Origin of the sequence: Streptomyces sp. NPDC050625 (assembly GCF_040654755.1) — a bacterium.
Taxonomy (GTDB): domain Bacteria; phylum Actinomycetota; class Actinomycetes; order Streptomycetales; family Streptomycetaceae; genus Streptomyces.
In genome coordinates this window covers 92027-119020 of record NZ_JBFAIQ010000022.1, presented here as the reverse complement: position 1 = coordinate 119020, position 26994 = coordinate 92027, and the positions used below count along the sequence as shown (strand labels likewise).

General features: G+C 71.2%; 19 protein-coding genes and 1 riboswitch. Of the genes, 14 read left to right on the top strand and 5 right to left on the bottom strand.

All coding sequences use genetic code 11. The features are described 5' to 3' along the window. The first annotated feature begins 6 nt into the window (after window positions 1–6). Window positions 7–894: a cellulose-binding protein gene (locus AB0I54_RS35015; RefSeq protein WP_363300281.1), complete on the top strand. Its 888-nt coding sequence runs from the start codon at window positions 7–9 to the stop codon at window positions 892–894. Between the two features lie 28 nt (window positions 895–922). Here AB0I54_RS35015 and AB0I54_RS35010 read toward each other — a convergent pair whose 3' ends face one another. From AB0I54_RS35010 to AB0I54_RS35000, 3 genes are all read right to left on the bottom strand, one after another. Further along, window positions 923–2542 carry a cation acetate symporter gene (locus tag AB0I54_RS35010; protein ID WP_363300280.1) on the bottom strand — a complete coding sequence of 540 codons (1620 nt, stop codon included), beginning with the start codon at window positions 2540–2542 and terminating at the stop codon, window positions 923–925. Window positions 2543–2545: 3 nt separating this feature from the next. Beyond that, complete coding sequence (locus AB0I54_RS35005; RefSeq protein WP_363300279.1) at window positions 2546–3034, bottom strand: DUF485 domain-containing protein; 489 nt, start codon at window positions 3032–3034, stop codon at window positions 2546–2548. Between the two features lie 198 nt (window positions 3035–3232). Beyond that, window positions 3233–4726 carry an MFS transporter gene (locus tag AB0I54_RS35000; RefSeq protein WP_363300278.1) on the bottom strand — a complete coding sequence of 498 codons (1494 nt, stop codon included), beginning with the start codon at window positions 4724–4726 and terminating at the stop codon, window positions 3233–3235. Window positions 4727–5139: 413 nt separating this feature from the next. Here AB0I54_RS35000 and AB0I54_RS34995 point away from each other — a divergent pair, with 413 nt between their 5' ends. The 4 genes from AB0I54_RS34995 to AB0I54_RS34980 all read left to right on the top strand — a co-directional run bounded on the left by AB0I54_RS34995 (window position 5140) and on the right by AB0I54_RS34980 (window position 13220). Continuing rightward, the gene (locus AB0I54_RS34995) at window positions 5140–5928 is read left to right on the top strand and encodes an ABC transporter ATP-binding protein (RefSeq protein WP_363300277.1); all 789 of its coding nucleotides are present in this window, start codon (window positions 5140–5142) and stop codon (window positions 5926–5928) included. Beyond that, window positions 5925–8492 (top strand): FtsX-like permease family protein, encoded by a 2568-nt coding sequence (locus AB0I54_RS34990; RefSeq protein ID WP_363300276.1) that lies wholly within the window; start codon window positions 5925–5927, stop codon window positions 8490–8492. The genes AB0I54_RS34995 and AB0I54_RS34990 overlap by 4 nt, the downstream gene beginning before the upstream one ends. A 276-nt stretch (window positions 8493–8768) precedes the next feature. Next, complete coding sequence (gene mfd, locus AB0I54_RS34985; RefSeq protein ID WP_363300275.1) at window positions 8769–12326, top strand: transcription-repair coupling factor; 3558 nt, start codon at window positions 8769–8771, stop codon at window positions 12324–12326. A gap of 180 nt (window positions 12327–12506) precedes the next feature. Continuing rightward, the gene (locus AB0I54_RS34980; protein WP_363300326.1) at window positions 12507–13220 is read left to right on the top strand and encodes an HNH endonuclease family protein; all 714 of its coding nucleotides are present in this window, start codon (window positions 12507–12509) and stop codon (window positions 13218–13220) included. 102 nt (window positions 13221–13322) lie between these two features. Here the strand turns inward: AB0I54_RS34980 and AB0I54_RS34975 are convergent, their stop codons facing one another. Together AB0I54_RS34975 and AB0I54_RS34970 are read right to left on the bottom strand one after the other, a co-directional pair. Continuing rightward, window positions 13323–14072, bottom strand: a complete 750-nt coding sequence (locus AB0I54_RS34975) for a hypothetical protein (RefSeq protein ID WP_363300274.1) — start codon at window positions 14070–14072, stop codon at window positions 13323–13325. A gap of 106 nt (window positions 14073–14178) precedes the next feature. Continuing rightward, window positions 14179–14868 (bottom strand): hypothetical protein, encoded by a 690-nt coding sequence (locus tag AB0I54_RS34970; RefSeq protein WP_363300273.1) that lies wholly within the window; start codon window positions 14866–14868, stop codon window positions 14179–14181. A 188-nt stretch (window positions 14869–15056) separates the two neighbouring features. On the opposite strand from AB0I54_RS34970, the gene AB0I54_RS34965 reads away from it, so the two are divergent. The 9 genes from AB0I54_RS34965 (at window position 15057) to AB0I54_RS34925 (ending at window position 26768) form a co-directional block, all read left to right on the top strand. Further along, window positions 15057–17384 (top strand): N-6 DNA methylase, encoded by a 2328-nt coding sequence (locus tag AB0I54_RS34965; protein WP_363300272.1) that lies wholly within the window; start codon window positions 15057–15059, stop codon window positions 17382–17384. A gap of 234 nt (window positions 17385–17618) precedes the next feature. Then, window positions 17619–18257 (top strand): hypothetical protein, encoded by a 639-nt coding sequence (locus AB0I54_RS34960; protein WP_363300271.1) that lies wholly within the window; start codon window positions 17619–17621, stop codon window positions 18255–18257. Between the two features lie 38 nt (window positions 18258–18295). After that, window positions 18296–19780, top strand: a complete 1485-nt coding sequence (locus AB0I54_RS34955) for a protein kinase (RefSeq protein ID WP_363300325.1) — start codon at window positions 18296–18298, stop codon at window positions 19778–19780. Between the two features lie 128 nt (window positions 19781–19908). Then, window positions 19909–20739, top strand: coding sequence for a glycoside hydrolase domain-containing protein (locus AB0I54_RS34950; protein WP_363300270.1), 831 nt, complete (start codon window positions 19909–19911; stop codon window positions 20737–20739). Between the two features lie 143 nt (window positions 20740–20882). Then, window positions 20883–21533: a SurA N-terminal domain-containing protein gene (locus AB0I54_RS34945; protein ID WP_363300269.1), complete on the top strand. Its 651-nt coding sequence runs from the start codon at window positions 20883–20885 to the stop codon at window positions 21531–21533. A 598-nt stretch (window positions 21534–22131) separates the two neighbouring features. After that, a complete protein-coding gene (locus AB0I54_RS34940; RefSeq protein ID WP_363300268.1) occupies window positions 22132–23142 on the top strand; it encodes a nucleoside triphosphate pyrophosphohydrolase in 1011 nt (336 codons plus the stop codon). 149 nt (window positions 23143–23291) lie between these two features. Next, a complete protein-coding gene (locus AB0I54_RS34935) occupies window positions 23292–24572 on the top strand; it encodes a cytochrome P450 (RefSeq protein ID WP_363300267.1) in 1281 nt (426 codons plus the stop codon). Window positions 24573–24753: 181 nt separating this feature from the next. Continuing rightward, a complete protein-coding gene (locus tag AB0I54_RS34930; RefSeq protein WP_363300324.1) occupies window positions 24754–25749 on the top strand; it encodes a transglycosylase family protein in 996 nt (331 codons plus the stop codon). 183 nt (window positions 25750–25932) lie between these two features. Further along, a riboswitch (cyclic di-AMP (ydaO/yuaA leader) is annotated at window positions 25933–26101 on the top strand. A gap of 4 nt (window positions 26102–26105) precedes the next feature. Next, complete coding sequence (locus tag AB0I54_RS34925) at window positions 26106–26768, top strand: transglycosylase family protein (protein WP_363300266.1); 663 nt, start codon at window positions 26106–26108, stop codon at window positions 26766–26768. The last annotated feature ends 226 nt before the right edge of the window (window positions 26769–26994 follow it).

Sequence of the window (26994 nt, the reverse complement as noted above, 5' to 3'; positions counted from 1 at the left end):
TCCACGGTGAGCAGCGCTTCGGAGTCGCCGTACGGCTTCGCGACCGTCCGGGGGCGCGGCTACCGCCCCGAGCAGGTCGACGTGTACGCGTCGGCACTCTCCCGGGACCGAGACGCGGCGTGGGAGCGGGCCGCGCGGCTCACGGTGCTCGCCAAGGACATGGGGGCGGAGGCGGAACGGCTGCGCGAGACGGTCGCGCGGCTCGCCCCGCAGACGTACGAGACGCTCGGGGAGCGCGCACGGCGCGTGTTCCAGCTCGCGGCGGAAGAAGCGGCGCAGCTGCGGGAGGGCGCGCGGCGCGCGGCACAGGAACATCTCGCCGAGGCGGAGGCGTACGCCCTCGATGTGCGGCGCACGGCGCAGGAACAGGCGGACGCGCTGCGCGCGGAGGCCGAGGAACGCTCCCGGCAGCGGCTGCTCGTGGCCCGCGCCGAGGCGGACGACCTGCGTATCGGCGCCCGGCGCGAGGTGAAGGAGGGGCGCGGCGAGGCGCTCGCCGCGTTGCGGGAGGTGCGGCAGCGCACCGAGGCGATGCTCGCCGAACAGGCCACGGAGCACGCCGAACGGTGGGCCGAGGCCGACCGGGAGGCCGTCGAGCGGGCCGCCGCCCTGGAGAAGCAGCACGTGGAGCGGTTGGCCCGGGCCGAGGTCGCGCTGGCCGAGGCGAAGCGGGAGTTCGGGGAGGCGGAGGCGGCGGCACGGCGGTGCCAGGAGGACGCGCACGCGCGTGCCGCCGATCTCGTGGCCGCGGCGCGGGTGCGGGAGGACCGGATCGCGCGGGAGACGGAGCGGGTGCTGCGCGAGCACGGGGAGCGGTGGGACGACGTGCAGGCACACATGGATCACATGCGCGACAGCCTGACGTCGCTGACCGGGCAGGCCGCCCTGGAGTGAGCCGGGCGCGACCAGGTTCCCCCGTGCCTCAACTCCCCCTGCGCACGGCCCCCGCCAGGATCCACCCCTCCACCGCCTCGTACTGCCGCCGTTGTTCCTCCGCCTTGCGCCGGCCGGAGGCCACCGTGCCCAGCCAGCCGAAGAGGAAGCCCGCCGGGATCGAGACGATGCCCGTCGTCGTGAACGGGAACCAGTTGAAGTCGGCGTCGGGGAAGGCCGAGATCGGTGAGCCGGAGACCAGGTTGGTGCCCGGCATCAGGAGCAGCACGGTGAGGGAGCCGCCGATCAGGGTGCAGATCAGGCCGGTTCGGGTGTAGCGGCGCCAGAAGAGGCTGTAGACGAGGGAGGGGGCGATGGCGGAGGCGCCGAGGCAGAAGGAGAGGGTCACCAGGGGCTGCAGGCTGCGGTGCTGGACCAGGGTGGCCAGGAGGATGGTCGGGGCGCCGATCGCCAGGGCCGAGAACCGGGCCAGGGTCATCTCGCGGCGGGCCGACATCTCCCGTACCCGGCCCGCGAACACGTCGTGGGCCAGGGAGTTGGCGCAGGCCAGGATCATTCCGGCGACGGAGGCCAGGAGGGTCAGGAAGATCGCCGTGGTGACCGTGGTGAACAGGAAGGTCTCGGCGCTCGACACGTCCGGTCCGAAGGCCGCTCTGGAGCCCAGCAGATACGCCGTGTTGCCCTGCGGGTCGGCCTGGGCGATCGTCGTACGGCCGATCAGGGCCGTCGCGCCGAGGCCGACGACCGTGATGACCAGGACGAACACGGCCACGCTGGACACCGCCCAGGACATCGAGCGGCGCACCTGACGGGCGCTGGACGCGGTGTACATGCGCATGGTGATGTGCGGCAGGCAGGCGCCGCCCACGACGATCGTCAGCTCGGACGTGATCATGTCCAGTCGGGGGCTGGCCCCGCCCATGAACTGCAGTCCCGAGTGCAGGAAGGCGTCCCCGGCCCCGCTCTGCCGGGCGGCCGCGTCGAACAGGGCGCCGGGGTCCCAGTCGAAGCGGTGCAGGATCAGCAGGGCGACCAGTGCGCCCGAGCCGAGGAGCATCACGATCTTCACGATCTGGATGAGGGCGGTGCCCTTCATGCCGCCGATCGCCGCGTAGCTGATCATCAGCGCGCCCAGCCCGATGACGCAGCCCGTCTTCAGCGACTCGCTGGAGAAGCCGAGGATGAAGGCCAGCAGTTGCCCGGTGCCGGCCAGTTGCACCAGCATCAGCGGCAGCAGCGCGGCGATGGTCACCGCGCACGCCGTGACGCGGACGCAACGCCCGGGCATGCGGCGGGCGAGCGCGTCGCCCATGGTGAACCGGCCCGCGTTGCGCAGGGGTTCGGCCAGCAGGAACATCATCAGCAGCAGCGACAGGGTGGTGCTCAGCGCGAGCACGATGCCGTCGTATCCGCACAGGGCGATCACTCCGCCCGTGCCGAGGACGGTGGCCGCCGAGATGTAGTCGCCCGCGATCGCCAGGCCGTTGCGCATCGGGGACAGGGAGCCGTAGCCGGTGTAGAACTCGTCGAGGTCGTCACGATCGGGGCCGGTCATCACGCACAGCAGGAGGGTGATGGTGGCCACGGCGGAGAACGCGACCAGGGACATCGTCTGCGCCGAGTCGCTGAATCCCGTGAATCCGGTCATGGTTCACGCCCCCCGCCTGGCGTCCAGCTCCGCCTGCTTGCGGATGCGGTCCGCGATCGGGTCGACCTGGCGGCGTGCGGTGTGCTCGTACAGCGCGATCGCCAGCCAGGTGACGGGGAGTTGGAGGAGCGCGAGGAGCAGCCCGGCGGGGACGCCGTCGGAGACCGTGGTGGTCATGACGTCCGGGGCGAACGCCGACAGGACGAGGAAGAGCGTGAAGTAGCCGAGGGCGGTGAGGGTGGCGGTGCGTCGCTGCCAGCGGTAGGCGGTGCGCAGGACCCGCAGGTCGCTGTGGTGGCCGAGGGGGGTGCGGTGCGGCCGGGGGCGGGGCCTGGGCGGTTCGGGGGGCAGTGGCTGCCAGGGGTAGGTGAGTTGCGCCGGGGCGGATGAGTACGGGGAGGGGGCGGATGAATAGGGGGACGGGGCGGACGGATAGGGGTACGGGGCGGAGGGGTACGAAGACGGGGCGGGTGGATACGGGTCGTGGGACATCCCGTGCTCCTTGCCGGCTCGGGTCCGTGGCGGCGGACCGCAGGGAGATTGGGGGGTGCGAGCCACGCACGCTACTCGCAGGTATCCGAAGCGCGCGACGTTTTCACCAAACTGGACGGTCGGTATGCGCTTACTACGCAAAAAGGCCCCTGACCTCGGGTGTTACCCGCGTTAACTCATATTTTTTGTTTCTCTCCGTCAGTCCTTCAGCACGGGGAAGCGCCGCGGCGCCAGGAACAGCAGCACCAGAAACGCCAGTCCCGCGGCGCACGCGGCCCCCATGTACACCGCGTGCACCGCGTCGGCGATCGCATGCCGCGTGGCCTGCGGCGCCGTACCGGCATCGAGCCCCCGTGTCACCGAGTCCAGGTCGCCCGCGCCGCCCAGCCGCGCGGCCAGCACCCCGTTGGCGACCGCGCCGAACACGGCGGCGCCGACGGTCTGCCCGGTCTGCCGGCAGAAGAGCACCGACGCCGTGGTGGTACCGCGCTCCGCCCACCCCACCGTCGACTGGACCCCCACGATGAGCGGCAGTTGGAACAGCCCCAGCGCGCCGCCCAGCAGCAGCATCAGCAGCGTCGGCTGCCAGGCCGCTCCCGGGTACGGCAGGAACGGGAACGCGAACAGGATCAGCGCGGCCGTGCCGATGCCGAGCATCGCGGTGTCGCGGAAGCCGATCCGCCGGTACACGTGCTGGCTGAGCGCGGCCGACACCGGCCAACTGAGCGTCCACACGGACAGCACGAATCCGGCGGCCACGGGCGCGAGGCCGAGCACCGACTGCGCGTACGTGGGCAGGAACACCGCCGGCGCCACCATCAGCAGCCCCAGCGCGCCCAGCGCCAGATTGACCGCCGCGATCGTACGGCGCCGCCACACCCACCCGGGGATGATCGGCTCCGCCGCCCGCCGCTCCACCCACACCACCACACCGACCAGCCCGAACCCCGTGGCGAACAGGGCGAGCGACGGCACGGACAGCCACGCCCACGCCACCCCGCCCTGCACCAGCGCGGTGAGCAGCACCCCGCCGCACGCGAACACCGCCAGCGCGCCCGCCCAGTCGACGCGCGCCGACGCGGGCCGCTCGCGCGCCGGCTCGTGCAGATGACGGACGACCAGCCAGAGCGCGGCCCCGCCTATGGGCAGATTGACGAGGAAGATCCAGCGCCAGTCCGCGTACGCCGCCAGCAGCCCGCCGATCCCCGGTCCCGCGACCGCCGACACCGCCCACACCGTGGACAGCCTGGACTGGATCTTCGGACGCTCCTTGAGCGGATACAGATCGGCGGCCAGGGTCTGCACCGTGCCCTGCAGCGCCCCGCCGCCCAGGCCCTGCACGATACGGAACGCGATCAGCGCGCCCATGTTCCACGCGGCCGCGCACAGCAGTGAGCCGAGCAGGAACACGGCCGCGCCCGCCACCAGGACGGGCTTGCGGCCGAAGGTGTCGGAGAGCTTGCCGTAGACGGGCAGGGTGACCGTGACGGCGAGCAGATAGCCGGAGAAAAGCCAGGAGAAGACGGAGAACCCACCGAGGTCGGCGACGATCTGCGGTACGGCCGTGGAGACGACGGTGGAGTCGAGAGCGGCCAGTGCCATCGCGAGCATCAGGGCCGCGACGACCGCGCCCCGCCGGGCAGGTGCGGTGCGCTCGGCGCTGTCCCGGGTCGCCGGTCTCGTACTGCCCACCCGGATCCCTCCCCCTACTGGTTTCCCTCTGCATCCATCCGCCCCGCGACAGCTTCCCACTTGACCATGACGCAACGGGAGGGTGGAGCCTGAGTGCGCCGGTGGGTGGAGCTTCCCCGGAGAAGGACTCCACCTGGCGGTGGACGTCCCCTAGGGGGATCTCCGCACGAAGGCTCGGGGAGGGTTCGTACCCCTGGAGGAGGAACCGGCCCCCGGGTCGTCCTTAACCTGGCTTTACGCCGCCGGGGGGCGGTTGTCCGAACCGGCGGGGGTGGGGTTTTCCCCCGGGGAAGACGGGGCTTCGCACCAGCGCGCGGCACCCACACCACCCGCGAGACTCATCGCGTACCACTTCGACCGACCGGTGCGGCACCGAGCGCCGCTCATCTGTCAACCGACATAGGAGACTTACCGTGACATCGGCTGTGACCATTCCCAGGCACGGGGGCACTGGAGGGCCTACGGCCGTTGCCGCGCGGGCCCGGCAGGTCGTCAAGGCGTACGGGTCGGGGGAGACCCGTGTCGTCGCCCTCGACCACGTCGACGTGGACATCGCCCGCGGCCAGTTCACCGCGATCATGGGCCCCTCGGGGTCCGGCAAGTCCACCCTGATGCACTGCCTCGCCGGACTCGACACCGTGACGAGCGGCCAGATCTATCTGGACGAGACCGAGATCACCGGTCTGAAGGACAAGAAGCTCACACAGCTGCGCCGGGACCGGATCGGGTTCATCTTCCAGGCGTTCAACCTGCTGCCGACGCTGAACGCGCTGGAGAACATCACCCTGCCCATGGACATAGCCGGCCGCAAGCCGGACAAGGCCTGGCTGGACCGGGTCGTGGAGACGGTGGGCCTGGCCGAGCGGCTCAAGCACCGGCCGTCCCAGCTCTCCGGAGGCCAGCAGCAGCGCGTCGCCGTGGCCCGTGCCCTGGCCGCCCGCCCGGAGATCATCTTCGGTGACGAGCCGACCGGAAACCTCGACTCGCGCGCGGGCGCCGAGGTGCTGGGCTTCCTGCGCCGCTCGGTGGACGAGCTGGGCCAGACCATCGTGATGGTCACCCACGACCCGGTGGCCGCCTCCTACGCGGACCGGGTGCTGTACCTCGCCGACGGCCGGATCGTCGACGAGATGTTCCAGCCGACGGCCGACCAGGTCCTGGACCGCATGAAGGACTTCGACGCCCGGGGACGTACGTCATGACCGTCCTGAAGACCTCGATGCGCAACTTCTTCGCGCACAAGGGACGCATGGCGCTGTCGGCGATCGCGGTGCTGCTGTCGGTGGCGTTCGTGTGCGGCACGCTGGTGTTCACCGACACCATGAACACGACGTTCGACAAACTGTTCTCGGTGACCGCCTCCGACGTCACGGTCTCGCCCAAGGGCGCGTCGAACGACGAAACCCCGCAGAACGGCGTGCCGCTGTCGCTGCCCGCGTCCGCCGTGGCGAAGGCCAGGACGGCCGACGGCGTCAAGTCGGCCGAGGGCGCGGTCAGCTCCATGAACGTCACCGTCGTCAACAGCGACAACGACAACATGGGCTCCAGCACCGGCGCGCCCACCATCGCCGGCAACTGGACCAGGAACGACCTTCGGTCCATGGAGATCACCTCCGGGCACGCCCCGAGCGGGCCGACCGAGGTGATGGTCGACGCCGACACAGCCGACAAGCACCACCTCAAGATGGGCGACGAACTGCGCACCATCGCGCAGACCGGCGACTTCACGGCCCGGATCGTCGGCATCGCCACCTTCAAGGTGACCAACCCCGGTGCCGCCGTCGTCTACTTCGACACCGCCACCGCCCAGCGCGAACTGCTCGGCGCCACCGACCGGTTCACCCAGATCAACGTCACCGCCGCGGCCGGCGTCTCCGACGCGCGGCTCAAGCACAACGTCGCGCGGACGGTCGGCGCGGCGACGTACAAGTACCAGACCGCCAAGGAGAACGCCGACGAGAACCGCAAGGGCGTCGGCGAGTTCATGAACGTCATCAAGTACGCCATGCTCGGCTTCGCCGGCATCGCGTTCCTGGTGGGCATCTTCCTGATCATCAACACCTTCTCGATGCTGGTCGCCCAGCGCACCCGCGAGATCGGCCTGATGCGGGCGATCGGCTCCTCCCGCAAGCAGGTCAACCGGTCGGTGCTGGTCGAGGCGCTGCTGCTCGGCTTCGTCGGCTCGATCCTCGGTGTCGGCGCCGGTGTCGGCATCGCCGTCGGCCTGATGAAGCTCATGGGCTCGATGGGCATGGACCTGTCGACCCGGGACCTGACGATCAAGACGACCACCCCCGTGGTGGGCCTGATCCTCGGCGTGATCGTCACCGTCCTCGCCGCCTATCTGCCCGCCCGCCGCGCCGGCAAGGTCTCCCCGATGGCCGCGCTGCGCGACGCCGGCACGCCGGCGGACGCCAGGGCGGGATGGATCCGGGGCCTGATCGGCCTGGTCCTCACCGGCGCCGGCGCGGCCGCGCTGTTCGCCGCCGCCTCGGCGAAGAAGGCCGGCGACGGCTCGCTCGTCCTCGGCGCGGGCATCGTCCTGTCCCTGATCGGCTTCGTCGTCATCGGCCCGCTCCTCGCGGGCGGGGTGGTCCGGGTGATCAGCGCGGTGCTGCTGCGGGCCTTCGGCCCGGTCGGCCGGATGGCCGAGCGCAACGCCCTGCGCAACCCGCGCCGTACGGGGGCCACCGGCGCCGCCCTGATGATCGGCCTCGCACTGGTCGCCTGCCTGTCGGTGGTCGGCTCCTCCATGGTCGCCTCCGCCACCAGCGAGCTCGACAAGTCGGTCGGCGCGGACTTCATCGTCACCGGCCACCAGCGGATCGTCCCGCAGGCCCAGCGGGCGATGGAGCGGACGCCGGGCCTGGCCCATGTCACCAGCTACAAGGAGATCGAGGCCACGCTGACCTCGCCCGACGGCAAGACCGACGACAAGGGTGTGACGGCCGCGGACCCCTCGTACTCCGGTGACCTGCGCCGCACCACCACCGAGGGCACCCTGACGAACGCCTACGGCAAGGACGCCATGGCGGTCGGCTCCGACTACGCCAAGAAGCACGGCGTGCACGTCGGCGACACCATCACGGTCGCCTTCAAGCACGGTCGTACGGCCAGGCTCAAGGTCGCCGCCATCACGGACGACGACACCGCGCTCGACAAGGGCGCGCGCTACATGAGCATCGCGACCATGGCGAAGTACGTCCCGAAGAGCCAGATCCCGCCGAACGTGATGATGTTCGCCAAGGCCGGGGAAGGCCAGGAGAAGCAGGCGTACGCGGCCCTGAAGACGTCCCTGAAGAAGTGGCCGCAGTACGACGTCAGGGACCAGACCGACTACAAGAAGGAACTGAAGGACCAGGTCGGCCAGCTCCTGAACATGGTCTACGGCCTGCTCGCCCTGGCGATCATCGTCGCCGTCCTCGGTGTGGTGAACACCCTGGCGCTGTCGGTGGTCGAGCGGACGAGGGAGATCGGCCTGATGCGGGCCATCGGCCTCTCCCGCCGCCAGCTGCGCCGCATGATCCGCCTGGAGTCGGTGGTCATCGCCCTCTTCGGCGCCCTGCTCGGCCTCGGCCTGGGCATGGGCTGGGGAGCGACCGCCCAGAAGCTCCTCGCCCTGGAGGGTCTGAACGTCCTGGAGATCCCCTGGCCGACGATCATCGGAGTCTTCATCGGCTCGGCCTTCGTGGGCCTGTTCGCGGCACTGGTCCCGGCGTTCAGGGCGGGGCGGATGAACGTGCTGAACGCGATCGCGACGGACTAGCCGCGCAGGCGAAGCCGTCGCCACGACCACCGCACACGGGGGTTGCGGGGGAAGACCCGGTGCCGGGGAGTCTTGGGGGACTTCCCGGCACCGGGATTTTGTCGGTCCACTTCTCGGCCGACCGAGTCGGGTGGTGGGTAGGCGCAGGCCGGCCATGAGGCCGGGGTTGTCCACAGGCCCCCGCACCGGCGAGCGCGGCGTCGTACGCTGGAGACCCCCCGGCCGTCGGACGAGTCGGGTCCTTCGTGTTGCCCACCCTCGGACGGAAGCCCCTCCATGAGCCTGCACGGTCTGCTCGACGCCGTCGTCAAGGACGCCGCCCTCGCGGAAGCGATCAAGGCGGCCGAGGACGGCAACCGGATGCACATCGACCTGGTCGGCCCCTCGGCGGCCCGCCCCTTCGCCATCGCAGCCCTGGCCCGCGAGGCCGCCCGCCCGGTGCTGGCGGTGACCGCGACGGGACGCGAGGCCGAGGACCTGGCCGCCGCCCTGCGCTCCCTGCTGCCCCCCGAGGGCGTCGTCGAGTACCCCTCCTGGGAGACCCTCCCGCACGAGCGGCTCAGCCCCCGCAGCGACACCGTCGGCCGCCGCCTCGCCGTACTGCGCCGCCTCGCCCACCCGAGGCCCGACGACCCCGAGACCGGCCCGGTCTCCGTCGTCGTGGCGCCCGTACGCTCCGTGCTCCAGCCGCAGGTCAAGGGCCTGGGCGACCTGGAGCCGGTGGCCCTGAGGACCGGGCAGACCGCCGACCTGAACGAGATCGTCGAAGCCCTCGCCGCCGCCGCGTACTCCCGTGTCGAGCTGGTCGAGAAGCGCGGCGAGTTCGCCGTACGCGGCGGCATCCTCGACGTGTTCCCGCCCACCGAGGAACACCCCCTGCGCATCGAGTTCTGGGGCGACGACGTCGAGGAGATCCGCTACTTCAAGGTCGCCGACCAGCGCTCCCTGGAGGTCGCCGAGCACGGTCTGTGGGCGCCGCCCTGCCGTGAGCTCCTGCTGACGGAAGACGTCCGTACACGCGCGCGTGCCCTCGCCGAACAGCACCCGGAGCTGGGCGAACTGCTCGGCAGGATCGCCGAGGGCATCGCGGTCGAGGGCATGGAGTCGCTGGCCCCGGTCCTGGTCGACGACATGGAGCTGCTCCTGGACGTGCTGCCCAGGGGAGCGATGGCCGTGGTGTGCGACCCGGAGCGGGTACGCACGCGTGCCGCGGACCTGGTCGCGACGAGCCAGGAGTTCCTGCAGGCCTCCTGGGCGGCCACCGCCGGCGGCGGCGAGGCGCCCATCGACGTCGGCGCGGCCTCCCTGTGGTCCATCGCCGACGTCCGCGACCGCGCGCGCGAGCTGGACATGATGTGGTGGTCGGTGTCGCCGTTCGCCGCAGACGAGGAACTGACGGACACATATGCCGCTGACGCGGCGGGGGACACCCTCAAGCTCGGCATGCACGCGCCCGAGACCTACCGCGGCGACACCGCGCGTGCCCTCGCCGACACCAAGGGCTGGCTCGCCGACGGCTGGCGCACCGTCTTCGTGACCGAGGGCCACGGACCCGCGGCCCGTACGGTCGAGGTGCTCGGCGGCGAGGGCATCGCCGCCCGCCTCGACACGGACCTCGCCGAGCTCACCCCCTCGGTCGTCCACGTCTCCTGCGGCTCGATCGACTACGGCTTCGTCGACCCGGCGCTCGGACTCGCCGTTCTGACGGAGACCGACCTGACGGGCCAGAAGGCGGCCGGCCGGGACGGCGCCCGTATGCCCGCGCGCCGCCGCAAGACCATCGACCCGCTGACCCTGGAGCCGGGCGACTACATCGTCCACGAGCAGCACGGCGTCGGCCGCTACGTCGAGATGGTGCAGCGCACCGTCCAGGGCGCCACCCGCGAGTACCTCGTCGTCGAGTACGCCCCCGCCAAGCGCGGACAGCCCGGCGACCGCCTGTACATCCCCACCGACCAGCTGGAGCAGATCACCAAGTACGTCGGCGGCGAGGCACCCACCCTGCACCGCCTCGGCGGCGCGGACTGGACGAAGACCAAGGCGCGCGCGAAGAAGGCCGTCAAGGAGATCGCCGCCGACCTGATCAAGCTGTACAGCGCGCGGATGGCGGCCCCGGGACACGCCTTCGGCACGGACACCCCCTGGCAGCGGGAGCTGGAGGACGCCTTCCCGTACGCCGAGACCCCCGACCAGCTGACGACGATCGCCGAGGTCAAGGAGGACATGGAGAAGTCGGTCCCGATGGACCGGCTGATCTGCGGCGACGTCGGCTACGGCAAGACGGAGATCGCGGTGCGGGCCGCCTTCAAGGCGGTGCAGGACGGCAAGCAGGTCGCGGTCCTCGTCCCGACCACCCTGCTGGTGCAGCAGCACTTCGGGACGTTCAGCGAGCGGTACTCGCAGTTCCCGGTGAACGTGCGCGCGCTGTCCCGCTTCCAGACCGACACCGAGGCCAAGGCGGTCCTGGAGGGCCTACAGGACGGCGCCGTCGACATCGTCATCGGCACCCACCGCCTGTTCTCCTCGGAGACCAAGTTCAAGGACCTCGGCCTGGTCATCGTCGACGAGGAGCAGCGCTTCGGCGTCGAGCACAAGGAGCAGCTGAAGAAGCTCCGCGCGAACGTCGACGTCCTGACCATGTCCGCGACCCCGATCCCCAGGACCCTGGAGATGGCGGTCACCGGCATCCGCGAGATGTCGACGATCACCACCCCTCCGGAGGAGCGCCACCCGGTGCTCACCTTCGTCGGGCCGTACGAGGAGAAGCAGATCGGCGCGGCCCTGCGCCGCGAACTGCTGCGCGAGGGCCAGGTCTTCTACATCCACAACCGGGTCGAGTCGATCGACCGCGCGGCCGCCCGGCTGCGTGAGATCGTCCCCGAGGCGCGCATCGCCACCGCCCACGGCCAGATGTCGGAGTCCGCGCTGGAACAGGTCGTCGTCGACTTCTGGGAGAAGAAGTTCGACGTCCTGGTGTCGACCACGATCGTCGAGTCCGGCATCGACATCTCCAACGCCAACACCCTGATCGTCGAGCGCGGCGACACCTTCGGCCTCTCGCAGCTGCACCAGCTGCGCGGCCGCGTCGGCCGGGGCCGCGAGCGCGGCTACGCCTACTTCCTGTACCCGCCGGAGAAGCCCCTGACCGAGACCGCCCACGAGCGGCTCGCGACCATCGCCCAGCACACGGAGATGGGCGCGGGCATGTACGTGGCGATGAAGGACCTGGAGATCCGCGGAGCGGGCAACCTGCTCGGCGGCGAACAGTCCGGACACATCGCGGGCGTCGGCTTCGACCTGTACGTGCGCATGGTCGGCGAGGCGGTCGCGGACTACCGGCGGCAGCTGGAGACCGGCGAGATCGAGGAGGAGCCGCCGCTCGAAGTCAAGATCGAGCTGCCCGTCGACGCGCACGTCCCGCACGACTACGCCCCCGGCGAGCGGCTCCGCCTCCAGGCGTACCGGGCCATCGCCTCGGCCAACACCGAGGGGGACATCAAGGCCGTACGGGAGGAACTCGTCGACCGCTACGGCAAGTTGCCCGAGCCGGTGGAGAACCTGCTCCTGGTGGCGGGCCTGCGCATGCTCGCGCGCGCGTGCGGCGTCGGCGAGATCGTGCTGCAGGGCACCAACATCCGCTTCGCGCCCGTGGAGCTGCGGGAGTCGCAGGAACTGCGGGTCAAGCGCCTGTACCCGGGCACCGTCATCAAGCCGGCGGTGCACCAGGTGCTGGTACCGCGCCCGAAGACCGCGAAGGTCGGCGGAAAGCCGTTGGTCGGACGGGAGTTGCTGGGCTGGGTGGGGGAGTTCCTGGCATCGATCCTGGGTTCGTGACCGCGCCCCTCCCGCTCACCGCCGCACCGGGCCGCGTTTGCTGAGACCGGCCGTACGCCGACGTGCACCCAGCCCCCCTCGGGCTCCCGTCCACCCGCGACCTCCCGACGGCTACCGTGGGGAGGACCAGTCCGCCCGCGTGGAGGCGGTACAGGGGAGGCAAGGGGAGGGCGCGCAGTGATGCGTCTGAGGGGCGGGGCAGTCACCGCTGTCGTCATGATGTTCGCCGTGGCCGGCTGCACGGCAGAGCGGACCGAGGGGTCCTCCGGACCCGAACGGTCGGGAGGCGGGGGCGCTGCCCTGGCCGCCGCGGACTCGCTGACCGTCAAGGGACGCGCGCCGAAGACCGGTTACTCCCGCGCCAGGTTCGGCACGGCCTGGGCGGACACCGACTCCAACTCCTGCGACACCCGGGACGACATCCTCAAACGCGACCTGAAGGAGGTGAAGTTCACCGGCGGATCCTGCAAGGTCTCCTCCGGCCTGCTGGACCCCGACCCCTACTCCGGCAAGGGCGTCACCTACCGGCGCGGCCGCAGCCAGGTGGACATCGACCATGTCGTCGCCCTCTCGGACGCCTGGCAGAAGGGCGCCAAGTACTGGGACCCCAGCAAGCGCATAGCCCTGGCCAACGATCCGCTCAACCTCCTGGCCGTGGACGCGAGCACCAACCGCAGCAAGGGGGACGGCGACACGGCCACCTGGCTGCCGCCCAACCGGTCCTACCGCTGTGCCTATGTCGCCGCCCAGGTGGCAGTGAAGAAGAAGTACGACCTGTGGGTGACCGCCGCGGAGAAGACCGCGATGAAGAAGGTCCTCACGACCTGCCCGAACCAGAACCTCCCTTCGGGAGGCAACCCGACGAAGGCACCGGATCGCTTCCGGGCGCATTGATCTCCCGGTGCCGAGGACCGCGGCACCCATGCCGAGGACCGCGGCACCCATGTGGATGCGGCACCCGCTGTGAGGGGGCGCCGCATCGCGGTTCATCCCGGTTCAGCCGCCCAGCGCGTCCAGGTCGAGGATCTTGCCGGCGGGCTTCTTCGCCGGTACCGGCTGGTTGTAGTCGCCGAGGGTGAGGTGCACCGGGTCCTTGGCGGACGTGCTGTCGATCTTCAGCAGATACGGCTTGCCCTCGGTGGCGACGTACAGCGTGTACCGGTCCTTGCCGTCCTTCTCGTGCAGGACGATCGCCGGCGTGCCGTCAACGGTGGTCGTCTTGCCCCGGGTGGCGTCCGAGTTGACGTCCGCGGCGCCGCCGAGCACCGAGTCCAGGTCGCAGAAGCTCGCGATGTCCTTGGCGTCCTGGCCCTTCACGGCCATCTTGGTCCACTTCCCGGCCAGCATCGCCACGGCCGCGTCGGTGTCGGCCTTGGACTCGCCCTTGCTCTGGGCGCGTAGGAACGCCTCGTCGTACTTCATGTAGATGGTGTCGCCGGTCTTGATCAGGTCGGCCTTGCCCTGACCGCCCATGCTCATGGTGCCGGCGCATTCGCCCTTCTTGTCCAGGGCCATGTCGAGCTGGATGGTGCCGTTGCTCTCGTCGTCGGCGACATCGCCCTTGAGCCGTAGCGACGAGGCCCCGGTGGTGGCCTTCATCGCCCGGTCGGCGATCTCACCGCCGGTGAGCCCGGCGAACGGACCTTTCGGCTTGCTGTCCGCCTTGTCCTGCCCCGGCAGACAGCCGGTGAGCCCCGCGGCGGCCGCGGCGGCGAGACAGAGGGCGGCAAGTGCGGTGCGACGCATGGGAGTTCCTTGGTGAGTGTGGTGAGCGGTGTTGGGTGAGCGGTGTTGGGTGAGCGGTGTTGGGTGAGTGGGTGGTGTGCGTGGGTGGTGTGACTGGCCGGCCGGGTCAGGCCGTCTTCTTCCAGTCCCCGCATCCGGCGGTCTTGAAGTAGGCGTCGGAGGAGCTGATGGTGACGACGGCCGTACCGGTGACGTTGTTGTTCGCGATGATCGAGTCGAGGCCGTGCTCGGCGTCCTTGGTGCGCTCCCAGTAGCAGGAGTCGTCGGCGTTGCCGGTGGACTTGTAGGTGCCGGGGGCGATGTCGGCGCCGATCTTGAACATGCCGCCGTCGCCGTCCATCGTCGATGCGCGTGAACCCTTCGCCTTCGGGTCGACGGCCTCCCAGTCCTCGCAGCCGCTGGACTTGAACAGCTTGTCGGTGGGCTTGATGGTGACGTAACTGGTCCCGCTGACGTTGTCGTTGGCCAGCAGTGAGTCCATCTCGCCCGAGGCGTCCTTGGCACGCGCCCAGTAGCACATGTCGTCGGTGTTGCCGCTGGTGCGGTAGGTGCCGGGCTTGACGTCCGAACCGACCTGGAAGTCGCCGTCCCCGTCGAACGCGGCCTTCTTCTTCGTGGCCGCCTGGGATCTGCCCGAGTCCTTCTTGCCGCCGCTCTTGTGCTCGGCGGACGTCGAAGAGCCCTTGTCGCTGCTGTCGGATCCGCCGTCGCTTCCGCCGCCGGCGTTCGCCGACACGGCACCGATGACGACGATCCCCACGACGGCGCCCAGCGCGATCTTGCCCTTCATGCCCATGGCTGTCCCCTCCCCGAGACGGTGACTCACCCCCTCCGGCGGCCACTCGTTCGCTGGGTCAATAAGACCAGAGCCTGTGAACCGAGTCAACACGATTCACGCGACGAGTCCAGTACACGCGCGTGAAGGGGTGGATCACATGTTCGCCGGTATGCTCGTGTCACACATGGACGAGGGGAGCGGGGCGGGTGCAGGACAACGCAACAGAAGTGACCGCCGCGGAAATCGCACGGCTCGCCGGCGTCGGCCGCGCCGCCGTCAGCAACTGGCGCCGCCGGCACGCCGACTTCCCGAAACCGGTCGGCGGCACCGAGACCAGCCCGTCCTTCGCCCTCGCCGAGGTCGAGGCGTGGCTGCGCAAACAGGGCAAGCTCGCCGAGGTGCCCCTGCGTGAACGCGTCTGGCAGCAACTCGCCGGCCACCCGGAGGGTCCGGTCACCGCCCTGGTGCACGCGGGCTGCGCGCTGCTGCTCATCCATGAACGTCCGACCGACTGGCTGGAGATCAGTGCCGGCTCCGACGAGCGGCTGGCCGCGATGCTGCCCGCGGCGCTGGAGGCGGTGATCGCGCCACGGTTCGGGCTGGCGCGTGGTCGCCGTGTTCACAGCTGGCAGGCCGTCGGCGGGGCGGCGGCCGTGAACACTCCGACCGGTGTGAACAGGTCTGGGGCAGCTCACCACCCGGGGGCCGCTCACGGCCCGGGAGCTGTGAACACCCCTGCTGCAGCGGACACCCCACGCGCTGCGAACGCCGTGAACACCCCGGCCCGGGTTCACACTCCACCGCGCGGCAGCACGTCAGCCGCGTCAGCCGCGTCAGCCGCGGTTCACACCCCACCGGCCGTCACCGCTCCAGCCGATGTGAACACCGCCCCGGCCGTGAACGGCACCCCCGCTGTTCACACCCCCACCGCCCCACAACTCCTCCCCTCCGTCCCCCTCCTGCGCGGCGCCGCCGAGCTGGCGGCCGACACGGGAGCGCGGCAGACCTTCGAGTTCCTGCTGGGGCGGCACCTGGACGCCAACCCCCGCCAGTACACGCTCACCCCCGCCGAGCTCGCCCGGCTCATGGCCGACCTCGCCGGCCCCGCCCGCACCGTGCTCGACCCCGCCTGCGGCACCGGCGCCCTGCTGCGTGCCGTCGAGACCCGCCCCGGCCAGGAGCTCTACGCCCAGGACAGCGCGCCCGACCTCGCCGCGCTCACCGCGCTCCGGCTCGCGCTGCACGCGCGGGCCACCGTGCGCGGCGCCGCCGGCGACACCCTGCGCGGTGACGCGTACCCGGAGCTGCACGCCGACGCCGTGCTGTGCCACCCGCCGTTCAACGAGCGCAACTGGGGGCACGACGAACTCGCCTACGACCCCCGCTGGGAGTACGGCTTCCCGGCGCGCACCGAGTCCGAGCTCGCCTGGGTCCAGCACGCGCTCGCCCGGCTGAGGGACGGCGGCACCGCCGTGCTGCTCATGCCGCCCGCCGCCGCCTCCCGCCGCTCCGGCCGGCGTATCCGTGCCGACCTGCTGCGGCGCGGTGCGCTGCGGGCCGTCGTCGCGCTGCCGGTGGGCGCGGCGCCGCCGTACAACATCCCCCTGCACGTCTGGGTGCTGCGCCGCCCGGAGAAGGCGCCCGCGCAGCCCGAGGTGCTGCTCGCCGACACCGGGCAGTTCGCCGGCGAGGGGCGCGGCGGGCCGGACTGGCAGGCGGTGCGGGACGCCGTCCTCGACGCCTGGCGCGCCTTCGAACGTGCCGGGCGGCTGGACGAGCGCCCGGGGCTGGCCCGTTCGGTGCCCGTGATCGAGCTCCTCGACGACGACGTGGACCTCGCCCCCGCCCGTCATCTCCCGCCGCCCGCCGCGGCCGACGGCGCGGAGCAGCTCACGGCCGTGCGCGAGCGGCTCGGCGAGACCCTGCGCCTGACCAACGCCCTCACCCCGCCGCCCGCCGACTCCGCGCGGTCCGTGCGCTGGCCGCTCACCACCATCGGTGAACTCGCGCGCGGGGGCGCCCTGGTGATGCGTACCGGCGGCAACGGCGGCCACGCGCGCGTGCCCGTCCTCACCGACCACGACGTCCTCGCCGGAACCGTGCCCTCCGGGACGCTCCCCGAGAGCGACGAGGAGGCCGTGCTGACCGAGCCGGGCGATGTCGTCGTGCCGGTGCTCGGCGGCGGCTCGGTGGCGCGTGTGATCGACGAGGCGACGGGGGGCGCCGCCCTGGGGCGCAACCTCGTGCTCCTGCGCCCCGATCCCACGGCGCTCGACCCGTGGTTCCTCGCCGGCTTCCTGCGCGGTACCGCCAACAACCGTCAGGCCAGCAGCTACGCGTCCACCGCCACACGCCTCGATGTGCGCCGCCTCCAGCTGCCGCGGCTCCCGCTCGACGAACAGCGGCGCTACGGCGCGCGCTTCCGTGCCCTGGACGAGTTCGAGCGGGCGCTCCGGCACGCGGGCCGGCTCGGGGACCAGCTCGTGCGCGGGATGTACGACGGCCTGACCGACGGCACGGTGGCGCCTGAGTGACCCGCCGGGGGCGCCGCGTCCCGCGCTCCCGCCCGGAACGTCCGGCTCCGCGTGTCCCTGTCCGTACCTGCGGTGTCGTGGGAAGTGCTCGGCACGACAACGGTTCGGTACAACCCGGACCGCTTGTCCGTGTCGGGCCATATGCTCGAAGCGACAAGGGCATGACCGGTGTTGTCCGCGCAGCGGGCGGCGCCGGACCGACACGTGCGCATAATTCGGGCAACAGGAGCAACCATGCAGGGCCACGGCTACGCACAGCCGCTGAAGCGGCCGCCGGACACCGCGGTGCTGATCTTCCTGCGTGTGCTGTTCGTGGCGATCGGGTTCACCTGCATCGGCTTCGCGACCTGGGCGATGATGTTGCGCCTGGCCATCGTGACCCGCAAGTCGCTGGACTGGGGCCTGTTCGTGGCGGTCCTCGCGGCCGACGTCCTCAGCATCGTGCTGCTGGGCAGCGAGCCCGGCGACGAGATCCACACCACCGGCGGCTACGTGGGCATCACCCTGCTCCTGGGCACCCTCGTCGCGGCGACGGCGTACTACCTCGCGGCCGACATACGGCACTTCCAGCAGGTGCGGGACGCCTATCGCACGCAGCAGCCGATGGCCTCGCCGTACGGGTACGCGCAACCGGCGTCTCCGTACACGGCGACGACCGTGCCCAGCTCGCCGACCGCGCCGCAGTCCCCGCTCGGCCCGCACACCCCGCCCCCGATGGCCCACACGCCCCCGTCCCAGCCGCCGATACCGGCCCCGCCGCAGCGTCCGGCGCCCGCACGCATCGACCAGGTGCGCGCCGAGCTGGACGAGCTCAGTGATTACCTGCGCAAGCACGACGGGCATCACGAGGGCGACTACGAGGGCGGACGGTGAGCGTGGCGACAGGACGTGTCGTCGCCGGCCGCTACGAACTGTCCACGCTCATCGGGCAGGGCGGCATGGGCCAGGTCTGGACGGCGTACGACAAGCGGCTCGACCGGCGCGTGGCGGTGAAGCTGCTGCGCCCCGACAAGGTGGCGGGGCAGGAGGCCGACGAACTGCGCCGCCGGTTCGTGCGTGAGTGCAGGGTGACCGCACAGGTCGACCACCCCGGTCTGGTCACGGTGCACGACGCGGGCAGCGAGGGCGAGGAGCTGTTCCTCGTCATGCAGTACGTCGACGGCGCCGACCTCTCCGACCACCTCGCCGAGCACGATCCGTACCCCTGGCAGTGGGCGGTCGCGGTCGCCGCGCAGCTGTGCGCCGTGCTGAGTGCCGTGCACGCCGTGCCGATCGTCCACCGTGACCTCAAGCCGCGCAACGTGATGGTGAAGCAGGACGGCACGGTCACCGTCCTCGACCTCGGTGTCGCCTCCGTCATGGACACCGACACCACCCGTCTGACCCACACCGGCTCGCCCATCGGCTCGCCCGCCTACATGGCCCCCGAGCAGGCGATGGGCGGCGCGGTCGGCCCGTACACCGACCTGTATGCGCTGGGCGTGCTGATGCACGAACTGCTCAGTGGGGACGTGCCGTTCGCCGGCTCCACGGCGCTCGGGGTGCTGCACCGGCACCTGTACGAGCCGCCGCTGCCCGTGCGCCGGATCCGCCCCGAGGTGCCGGAGACGCTGGAGGCGCTCGTACTGCGTCTGCTCGCCAAGGACCCGCAGCACCGTCCCGCCTCCGCGCAGGAGGTGTACGAGAACCTGGCACCGCTCCTGCCCGCGCGCGGGATACCCACCGGGGCACCCCTGGACCCCACCCGCCCCTTCCTGCGCCCGCACGCCCCCTGGCCGGACCGCGCCCGCACCCCCGCGCCGCAGCCCGCCCCGGTGGCGCCCGTGCCCGACAAGCCCGATGTCGCCGCCGCCGTCGACGAGGTCAAGCGCCTCCTCGGGGAGGGCCGCATCACCCAGGCCGTCGACATCCTCGGCGCGATCCTGCCCACCGCGGCCCAGCAGCACGGCGAGCACTCCCCGGTCGTCCGCACCCTGCGCAAGCAGTACGCGGCCACGCTCATGGACGACGGCCAGTACCGGCGCGCGCTGCCCGAACTGCGCCGCCTCGCCGACGAACGCGCCTCCGAGGCGGGTCAGGCCGACCCGCAGTCCCTGCGGTTCCGCTACGAGGCCGCCCAGTGCCTGGAGCAGCTCGGCGAACCGGCGGCGGCGCTCGCGGAGTACCGCGCGCTGCTGCCGTACTACGAGAACCAGTACGTCTCCGGCGACCCGCAGCTCGCCCATGACGTCCGCCGCCGTATCGGCCTTCTGCTGCTGGCCCTCGGCGACCGGGCCTCCGCCCACGACACGCTCGCGCGACTGGTGCTGGACGTGGAGCGCCTGCACGGTCCCGGACACCCGCTGGCCGCGGAGGTCCGGCGGACGCTGCAGTGGCTGGGGCAGGTGCGCGGCTAGATTTTGCCGTTCCCTGGGGGAAGCTTGTGATCTTGCGGGGGCGCTGTTTCCCGAAGAATCACGCCGCACCCGATAGGTTGCCGTCCGTTTTAGCTGCACAGTGCACACACAGGGGTGGGGTTCCAGACATGTCCAGCCATCGGCAGTCGAAGAAGCGCAGGTACCTGACATGGGCGGTCGCCGGTTCCGCCGTCGTCGCCGGGGCCGGCATCGCCGCGCAGACGTCGATGGCCGCCACGACCTGGCCCGCGCAGCGGACGTACACCGGCCGTGCCTTCGACACCTGCGCCGCGCCCTCCCTGGCCGCCATGAAGGCCTGGCACACGAACGGCTTCTACGGCGCCGCCGCCGTCTACGTGGGCGGCAAGAACCGCGGCTGCGCCCAGCCCAACCTCACCGCCTCCTGGGTCAAGTCCGTCAGCGCGGTCGGCTGGAAGCTCATCCCGCTCTACGTCGGCGCCCAGCCGCCCTGCCAGAGCGGCGCCAACCCCGAGAAGCTCACCGCCACCAACGCGGCCTCCCTCGGCAGGACCGACGCGGACGACGCAGTGGCCAAGGCCTCCGCCCTGGGTATGAAGGCCGGCAGCCCGATCTACCTCGACATGGAGGCGTACGACACGACGAACACGTCGTGCAACAACGCCGTGCTCACCTATGTGCGTGCCTTCGACAAGGAACTGCGCGCGAAGACGTACCGCGCGGGCTACTACGGCTTCACCAGCTCCAGCGCCAAGGCCGTCGCCAACGCCACGGACAGGACCGATCTGCCGGGCAACCTCTGGTACGCGCTGTGGGACAAGCAGAACACCACGACCGCGGACTGGCCGTTCGGCGCGAGCCAGTACACCGGCCACAGCCGCGCCCACCAGTACATGGTCAACAGCAAGGAGACCCGCGGCGGCTACACGATCACCGTGGACCGGGACGCGTGGGACGCCCCGGTGGCCATCACCGGCTGACCTCCGCTCCCGGCGGAGACGCTGCGGTGCCCGAAGCGTGCGTGAATCGTTGGTCGAATGGGTTGGCCAGAGCTTGCCCACTGCCTACCATCGATCACCGCAAGACTTTGTGCACCGTCGCACAATCTCCTCAGGAGGTCTCCTTGCTCCGCCGCCGTCGCACCGCGCTCGTCCTGTCCGCCGCGATCGCCGCCGCGGCTCCTCTCCTCGCCGCCTGCGGAAACGATGCGCATCCAGGCGCGGCGGCCGTCGTCGGGGGCCAGCGGATCACCGTCGCCCAGCTGGAGAACCGGGTGGACGAGGTGCGCCGGGCGCAGCGGGCCGCGGTGCCGGACGATGCGCAGTACCAGCAGGTCCTCGCCTCCACCAGCAGCCTCACCCGCGACACCCTGCACAACATGGTCCTCGACCGGGTGCTGCACCGTGCCGCGCAGGACCAGGGCATCACGGTCACCCGCAAGGAGATCCAGCGGCTGCGCACCGGTCTGGAGCAGCAGTTCGGCGGCGCCGCGGCGCTGGAGACGGACTGGCTGCAGAAGTACGGCATCGCCCCCAAGCGGCTCGACGACAACCTGCGCCTCCAGGTCGAGGCCCAGAAACTCGCCCAGAAGCTCGGCACCAGCACCTCCGAGCCCGCGTTCTGGAAGGCGCTGTCCACCGCGTCCGGCGAACTGAACATCGACCTCAACCCGCGCTACGGCTCCTGGGACGTGCAGAACAGCAGCCGCGTCGACGCGAAGACGCCGTGGGTGCGAGAGGTCACGAAGACCGGGACGCAGCAGCAGTCGGCGTAGGCGCTGGGGCGCCGGGGCCTCGGGGGCCTCGGGTTTCCGGAGCTCCAGGCCCCGGGTCGTCGGGCCCCGGGTCTTCGGCCCCCGGGCTTCCGGGCCCTGGCTCCGGGCCCCCAGGCCTTCGGGCTTCCCAGCCCCGGGCTTCCGGGCCCCTGGACCCTGGCCCGGGCCCCACATGCCTTCGGGCTTCCGGGCCCCCGGGCTTCCGGGCCCCTGGACCCTGGCCCGGGCCCCACATGCCTTCGAGCTTCCCGGCCCCCGGACTTCCGGCCCGGGCCCCCAGGCCCTCAGGCTTCCCGGCTCCCGGCCCCGGCCCTGGCTCTCGGCCCCCGGGCCCCCGGGCCCCCAGGCCCTCAGGCTTCCCGGCTCCCGGCCCCGGCCCCGGCTCCCGGCCCCCCCGGCCCCCGGGCCCCCGGGCCCCCGGGCCCCCGGGCTCCCGGGCCTTCGGGCTCCCGGATTCCGGGTTCTCAGTTCCCTGGGTCGGGTCCCCAGGCCTCAGTCCCAGCCCCGGTCACCGCGTTGCGGTCATACGATCGCATCGCACCCCTCTGCCTGTGGACAACTCGCGAGGCCGTCGGCGGACGTGCGTTACGTTCGATGCGTGAACACCACCAGCCTCGAAGCCGCCCAGGAACCGGGCCCGGCCGCGGCCCCCGGCCGTGTCGTCCTGCTCACCACCAGTCACCGCGTCGCCCCCGGGCTGCTGTCCTGGCCCGCCTGGCAGGCGCTGCGCTCCGCCGACCGTGTGCTGTGCGCGGACGGTGCCCACCCACAGCTGCCCTATCTGCGCGAGGCCGGGATACGGGTGGAGGAGACGTCGCCCACCGCCCAGGAACTGGTCGACGCCTGCGTCGGCGGACACACCGTGGTGGTCGTGGCGACCGGCGAGGGCGAACCGGCGCTCACCGACGGCCTGGCCCGTCTCGCGGGCTCCGGCCGCGTGCGGATGCCCGAGCTGGAGCTGCTCCCCGCCTCCTACGACCTGCCGGGCGCCCGTCTCCTCGACCTCGTCCAGGTCATGGACCGCATCCGCGTCGAGTGCCCCTGGTCGTCCCGGCAGACCCACAAGGGCCTGGCGAAGTACGGCATCGAGGAGGCCTACGAACTCGTCGAGGCGATCGAGGCGGGCGACCGCGACGAGCTCAGGGAGGAACTGGGCGACGTGCTGCTCCAGGTCGTCTTCCACTCCCGCATCGCCGAGGAGGACCCCGAGGCGCCGTTCTCCGTCGACGACGTGGCCGGCGGCATAGTCGCCAAGCTGATCCACCGCCACCCGCATGTCTTCGGCGACGAGACGGCCCGGACCCCCGAGGAGGTCAAGGAGCACTGGCTGCGCACCAAGGCCGAGGAGAAGCGGCGCACCTCCGTGACCGAGGGCGTCCCGCTCGGCCAGCCCGGCCTCGCCCTCGCGGCGAAGCTCGCCTCCCGCGCACGCACGGCGGGACTGGAGGTGCCGCTGCCGCACGGCGAGGGCATCGGGTACGAGCTGCTCGCGCTCGCGATACGGGCCGAGGCGGACGGGGTGGACCCGGAGGCGGCACTGCGGGCGGCGGCAAGGGCGTACCGGGACGCGGTGCGGGCCGCCGAGGGAGTGGACGCAGGCAAGGCATAGAGGGCACGGGGCTTGCCCACGGGCGCGAGGCCGCGAGGGCGTGCGGGGAAAGAGAGTTGAAAGGGAGTTGGCGGAGTCACCGCTTCGGCGGCCGCTGCCCGCACCGCCCTCCGCGCGGCATCCGCCGGAAAGCCGGATACCGTCGAGGAGTGACCAACCAGCCCCACCCCCCGAACCCCACCCCCGCCGCCCCCGACCTGTTCAGCTGGGAGTTCGCCAGTAACCCCTACCCGGCCTACGCCTGGCTCCGGGAGCACGCCCCCGTGCACCGGACGAAACTCCCGAGCGGTGTCGAGGCCTGGCTGGTCACCCGGTACACCGATGCCAAGCAGGCGCTGGCCGACCAGCGGCTGTCGAAGAACCCCGCGCATCACGACGAGCCCGTGCACGCCAAGGGCAAGACCGGTATCCCCGGTGAGCGCAAGGCGGAGCTGATGACGCATCTGCTCAACATCGACCCGCCGGACCACACCCGGCTGCGCCGGCTGGTCAGCAAGGCGTTCACGCCCCGCCGGGTCGCCGAATTCGGCTCGCGCGTACAGGAACTGACGGACCGGCTCATCGACGGGTTCGCGGCCGAGGGGTCCGCCGACCTCATCCACGAGTTCGCCTTTCCGCTCCCCATCTACGCCATCTGCGACCTGCTCGGCGTTCCGCGCGAGGACCAGGACGACTTCCGGGACTGGGCGGGGATGATGATCCGGCACGGGGGAGGGCCGCGGGGCGGGGTCGCGCGGTCGGTCAAGAAGATGCGGGGCTATCTCGCCGAGCTCATCCACAAGAAGCGCGAGGCACTGCCCGACAGCCCCGCTCCCGGCGAGGACCTCATCTCCGGGCTCATCCGCGCCTCGGACCACGGCGAGCACCTCACCGAGAACGAGGCCGCCGCGATGGCCTTCATCCTGCTGTTCGCCGGGTTCGAGACGACCGTCAACCTCATCGGCAACGGCACCTACGCCCTGCTCACCCATCCCGAGCAGCGGCACCGTCTGCAGTCGTCCCTCGCCCGCCGGGAACGGGACCTCCTGGAGACCGGTGTCGAGGAACTCCTGCGCTACGACGGCCCGGTCGAACTGGCCACCTGGCGGTTCGCCACCGAGCCGCTCACCGTCGGCGGGCAGGACATCGCACCCGGCGACCCCGTCCTGGTGGTGCTCGCCGCCGCCGACCGGGACCCGGAGCGGTTCGCCGACCCGGACGTCCTCGATCTCGGCCGACGTGACAACCAACACCTTGGATACGGCCACGGCATCCACTACTGCCTGGGTGCCCCGCTCGCCCGGCTGGAGGGCCAGACCGCGCTCGCCACCCTCCTCACCCGCCTCCCGGACCTCCGACTCGCGGTGGATCCGGTCGATTTGCGGTGGCGTGGCGGGCTCATCATGCGTGGACTGCGTACTTTGCCCGTGGAGTTCACGCCTGTCCGGTAAGTGTGGGAAGCGCGGCCTGTCGCGCCCCAAACCTGATGAATGCTCAACTCTGTGATCTTCACGTGATCTACGCGGCATTAACTTGTGACAAGTGATCGTCAGTGGATACGTTCACCAGGCAGCGCGGTACGTGGGCTTTCTGTGCCGCGCCGGTCATCGCTGTCGCACGAAAGGCTTCCGCATGCTCTCCGGGAACGGTCGTCACCGTCGCCCCCGTCAGGCTCCGGCCCTCCTCGTCGCGGCCGGAGTGACCGGCTCCGCCATCGCCATCCCGCTCCTCGGGGCCGCGAGCGCCAACGCTGCCGACGGCACCACATGGGACAAGGTGGCCGAGTGCGAGAGCGGAGGCTCCTGGAGCGCCGACTCCGGCAACGGGTACTACGGCGGTCTGCAGATGTCGCAGGACGACTGGGACAAGTACGGCGGCCTCGCGTACGCATCCAGCCCGGACGAGGCCAGCCGTTCGCAGCAGATAGCCGTCGCGGAGAAGGTTCTCGCCGACCAGGGCACCAAGCCCTGGGCCACCTGTGCCCTGCTCTCCGGGCTCACGGCCAGCTCCGGGTCGGTCGATGTCGACACCGGCGTCTCGGCATCCGATTCGCCCGGCTCCTCCGATTCTTCTGACTCATCCGATTCGTCCAGCTCCTCCGGCCTGTCTGATTCGCAGTCCAAGTCGGACTCCTCGGGGAAGGCTTCCCCCTCGGCGAACACCGACGAGGAGAGCGGGGCGGAGGGTAAGGACAAGGGCAAGAGCGAGAGCAAGGGCGAAGATTCCGCAAACTCGGACAAGTCGGAATCTGGAGACTCGGGCAACCCGCAGGGGAGCGGTGGCACGCCCACGGAAGTCCCCAAAACCGACAACCCCGACAACTCGTGGCAAAGCGGGGGGTCTTGGAGTCTGGTCGACACCGGCGCCATCGGGGGTGGCCGTCATCGCGGGGGCAATGCGGACGAAAGCGCAGTAAACGGTCAGGAATCGGCCTCGTCGGGTCGTCACGCCTCGCGCACCTACACGGTTCGTGACGGCGACACCCTCGCGTCCATCGCCGACTCCCTTGACGTCGACGGCGGATGGCGTGCGCTCTATGCCGCCAACAAGGCCGCCATCGGTGCCGACCCGAACGACATCACTCCCGGTCAGACCCTGGACGTCGCTACCGAAACCGGCGGAAAGTAGCGGGAGTTGACGTCCCGCTTTCACGCCTAATGTCCGGTTTGGTGAAAGTGTGGGATGAGTCTCAGAAGCCCTGATCGTCTTTGGAATTCCCCGGATCGCGTGCTTACGGTCGAGTCCGCTCGTCACCACGAGCCCCGGCTGTCGCAACGCCGAGTCCTGCCAGCGGCCGCACGGGAACAGTCGTCGCGTCACGCGCCGTAGGCAGGAGCGGGGGACCCAAGGTAAGTGCCGCGCCGGACAGTTGAGCCGGAGCGGCTAGGGGTGGAGCCACGCCTCCCAGCGGAGGTGTGGCCGGGCAACTCAACCGGCCCGAACCCGACAGCTCACCTCGCAGGCGTCGGTGAGGGGATCCATCCATGCTGTTTTCCGCTCAGGGCAAGCACCGTCGTTCCTCGAAGGCCAAGGCCGCCCGTGTCATCGCGCTCGCCGGTGTCGCCGGTGCCGCCGTCGTCGCCCCGCTGATGGCCTCCGGCACCGCCTCGGCCGCCACCGCCTCCGAGTGGGACGCCGTCGCCAAGTGCGAGTCCGGCGGCAACTGGTCCATCAACACCGGCAACGGCTACTACGGCGGTCTGCAGTTCTCCGCCTCGACGTGGTCCGCCTACGGCGGCTCGAAGTACGCCGGCACCGCCGACAAGGCCACCAAGGCGCAGCAGATAGAGATCGCCGAGAAGGTCCTCGCCGCCCAGGGCAAGGGCGCCTGGCCGGTCTGCGGCACGGGCCTGTCCAGCACCCCCTACAGCGGCGCCGCGGCGAGCACCGCCCCCCGGACGACCGAGAAGCCGGCCGCCTCCCGCTCCGCCGAGCGCCCGGCCGCGGCCAAGACCGTCACCACCCCGACCGGCAAGAAGGTCAAGAAGGGCGACGGTGAGTACAAGGTCGTCAAGGGTGACACCCTCGGCTCGATCGCCCAGAAGCACAAGGTCAAGGGCGGCTGGCAGGAGCTGTTCAAGCTGAACAAGGACATCGTCCAGGACGCGGACCTCATCTACCCGGGCCAGCAGCTCCACCTGAAGTGACGCGCGGCCGGTAGCCCGGCTGCAGGAACCGCAGCCGCCCCGTCCCCACGGTCTCCCCGCCCCGGTGCGTATTCCCCCGTACGCGCCGGGGCGGGGCTTGTTCATGGGGCGCTGCGTTCGAGCCGTTCTCCACCCCGCCTTTGTTTCGAGCCGGAACAATGGGTACGGTCGGACCCTGTCCACGGGACGGTCGGTCGGTGGCCGATGCCCCGGGGACGGTTAGGCT

Bases quoted from the DNA above. Each gene is read 5' to 3' on its own strand.
- AB0I54_RS35005 (WP_363300279.1), bottom strand. From the start codon at position 3,034: ATGTCCCACGACCCGTATCCACCCGCCCCGTCTTCGTACCCCTCCGCC.
- AB0I54_RS34990 (WP_363300276.1), top strand. From the start codon at position 5,925: ATGACCGTCCTGAAGACCTCGATGCGCAACTTCTTCGCGCACAAGGGA.
- AB0I54_RS34950 (WP_363300270.1), top strand. From the start codon at position 19,909: ATGTCCAGCCATCGGCAGTCGAAGAAGCGCAGGTACCTGACATGGGCG.
- mfd (WP_363300275.1), top strand. From the start codon at position 8,769: ATGAGCCTGCACGGTCTGCTCGACGCCGTCGTCAAGGACGCCGCCCTC.
- AB0I54_RS34925 (WP_363300266.1), top strand. From the start codon at position 26,106: ATGCTGTTTTCCGCTCAGGGCAAGCACCGTCGTTCCTCGAAGGCCAAG.
- AB0I54_RS34970 (WP_363300273.1), bottom strand. From the start codon at position 14,868: ATGGGCATGAAGGGCAAGATCGCGCTGGGCGCCGTCGTGGGGATCGTC.
- AB0I54_RS35010 (WP_363300280.1), bottom strand. From the start codon at position 2,542: ATGACCGGATTCACGGGATTCAGCGACTCGGCGCAGACGATGTCCCTG.
- AB0I54_RS34960 (WP_363300271.1), top strand. From the start codon at position 17,619: ATGCAGGGCCACGGCTACGCACAGCCGCTGAAGCGGCCGCCGGACACC.
- AB0I54_RS34975 (WP_363300274.1), bottom strand. From the start codon at position 14,072: ATGCGTCGCACCGCACTTGCCGCCCTCTGTCTCGCCGCCGCGGCCGCC.
- AB0I54_RS34980 (WP_363300326.1), top strand. From the start codon at position 12,507: ATGCGTCTGAGGGGCGGGGCAGTCACCGCTGTCGTCATGATGTTCGCC.
- AB0I54_RS34930 (WP_363300324.1), top strand. From the start codon at position 24,754: ATGCTCTCCGGGAACGGTCGTCACCGTCGCCCCCGTCAGGCTCCGGCC.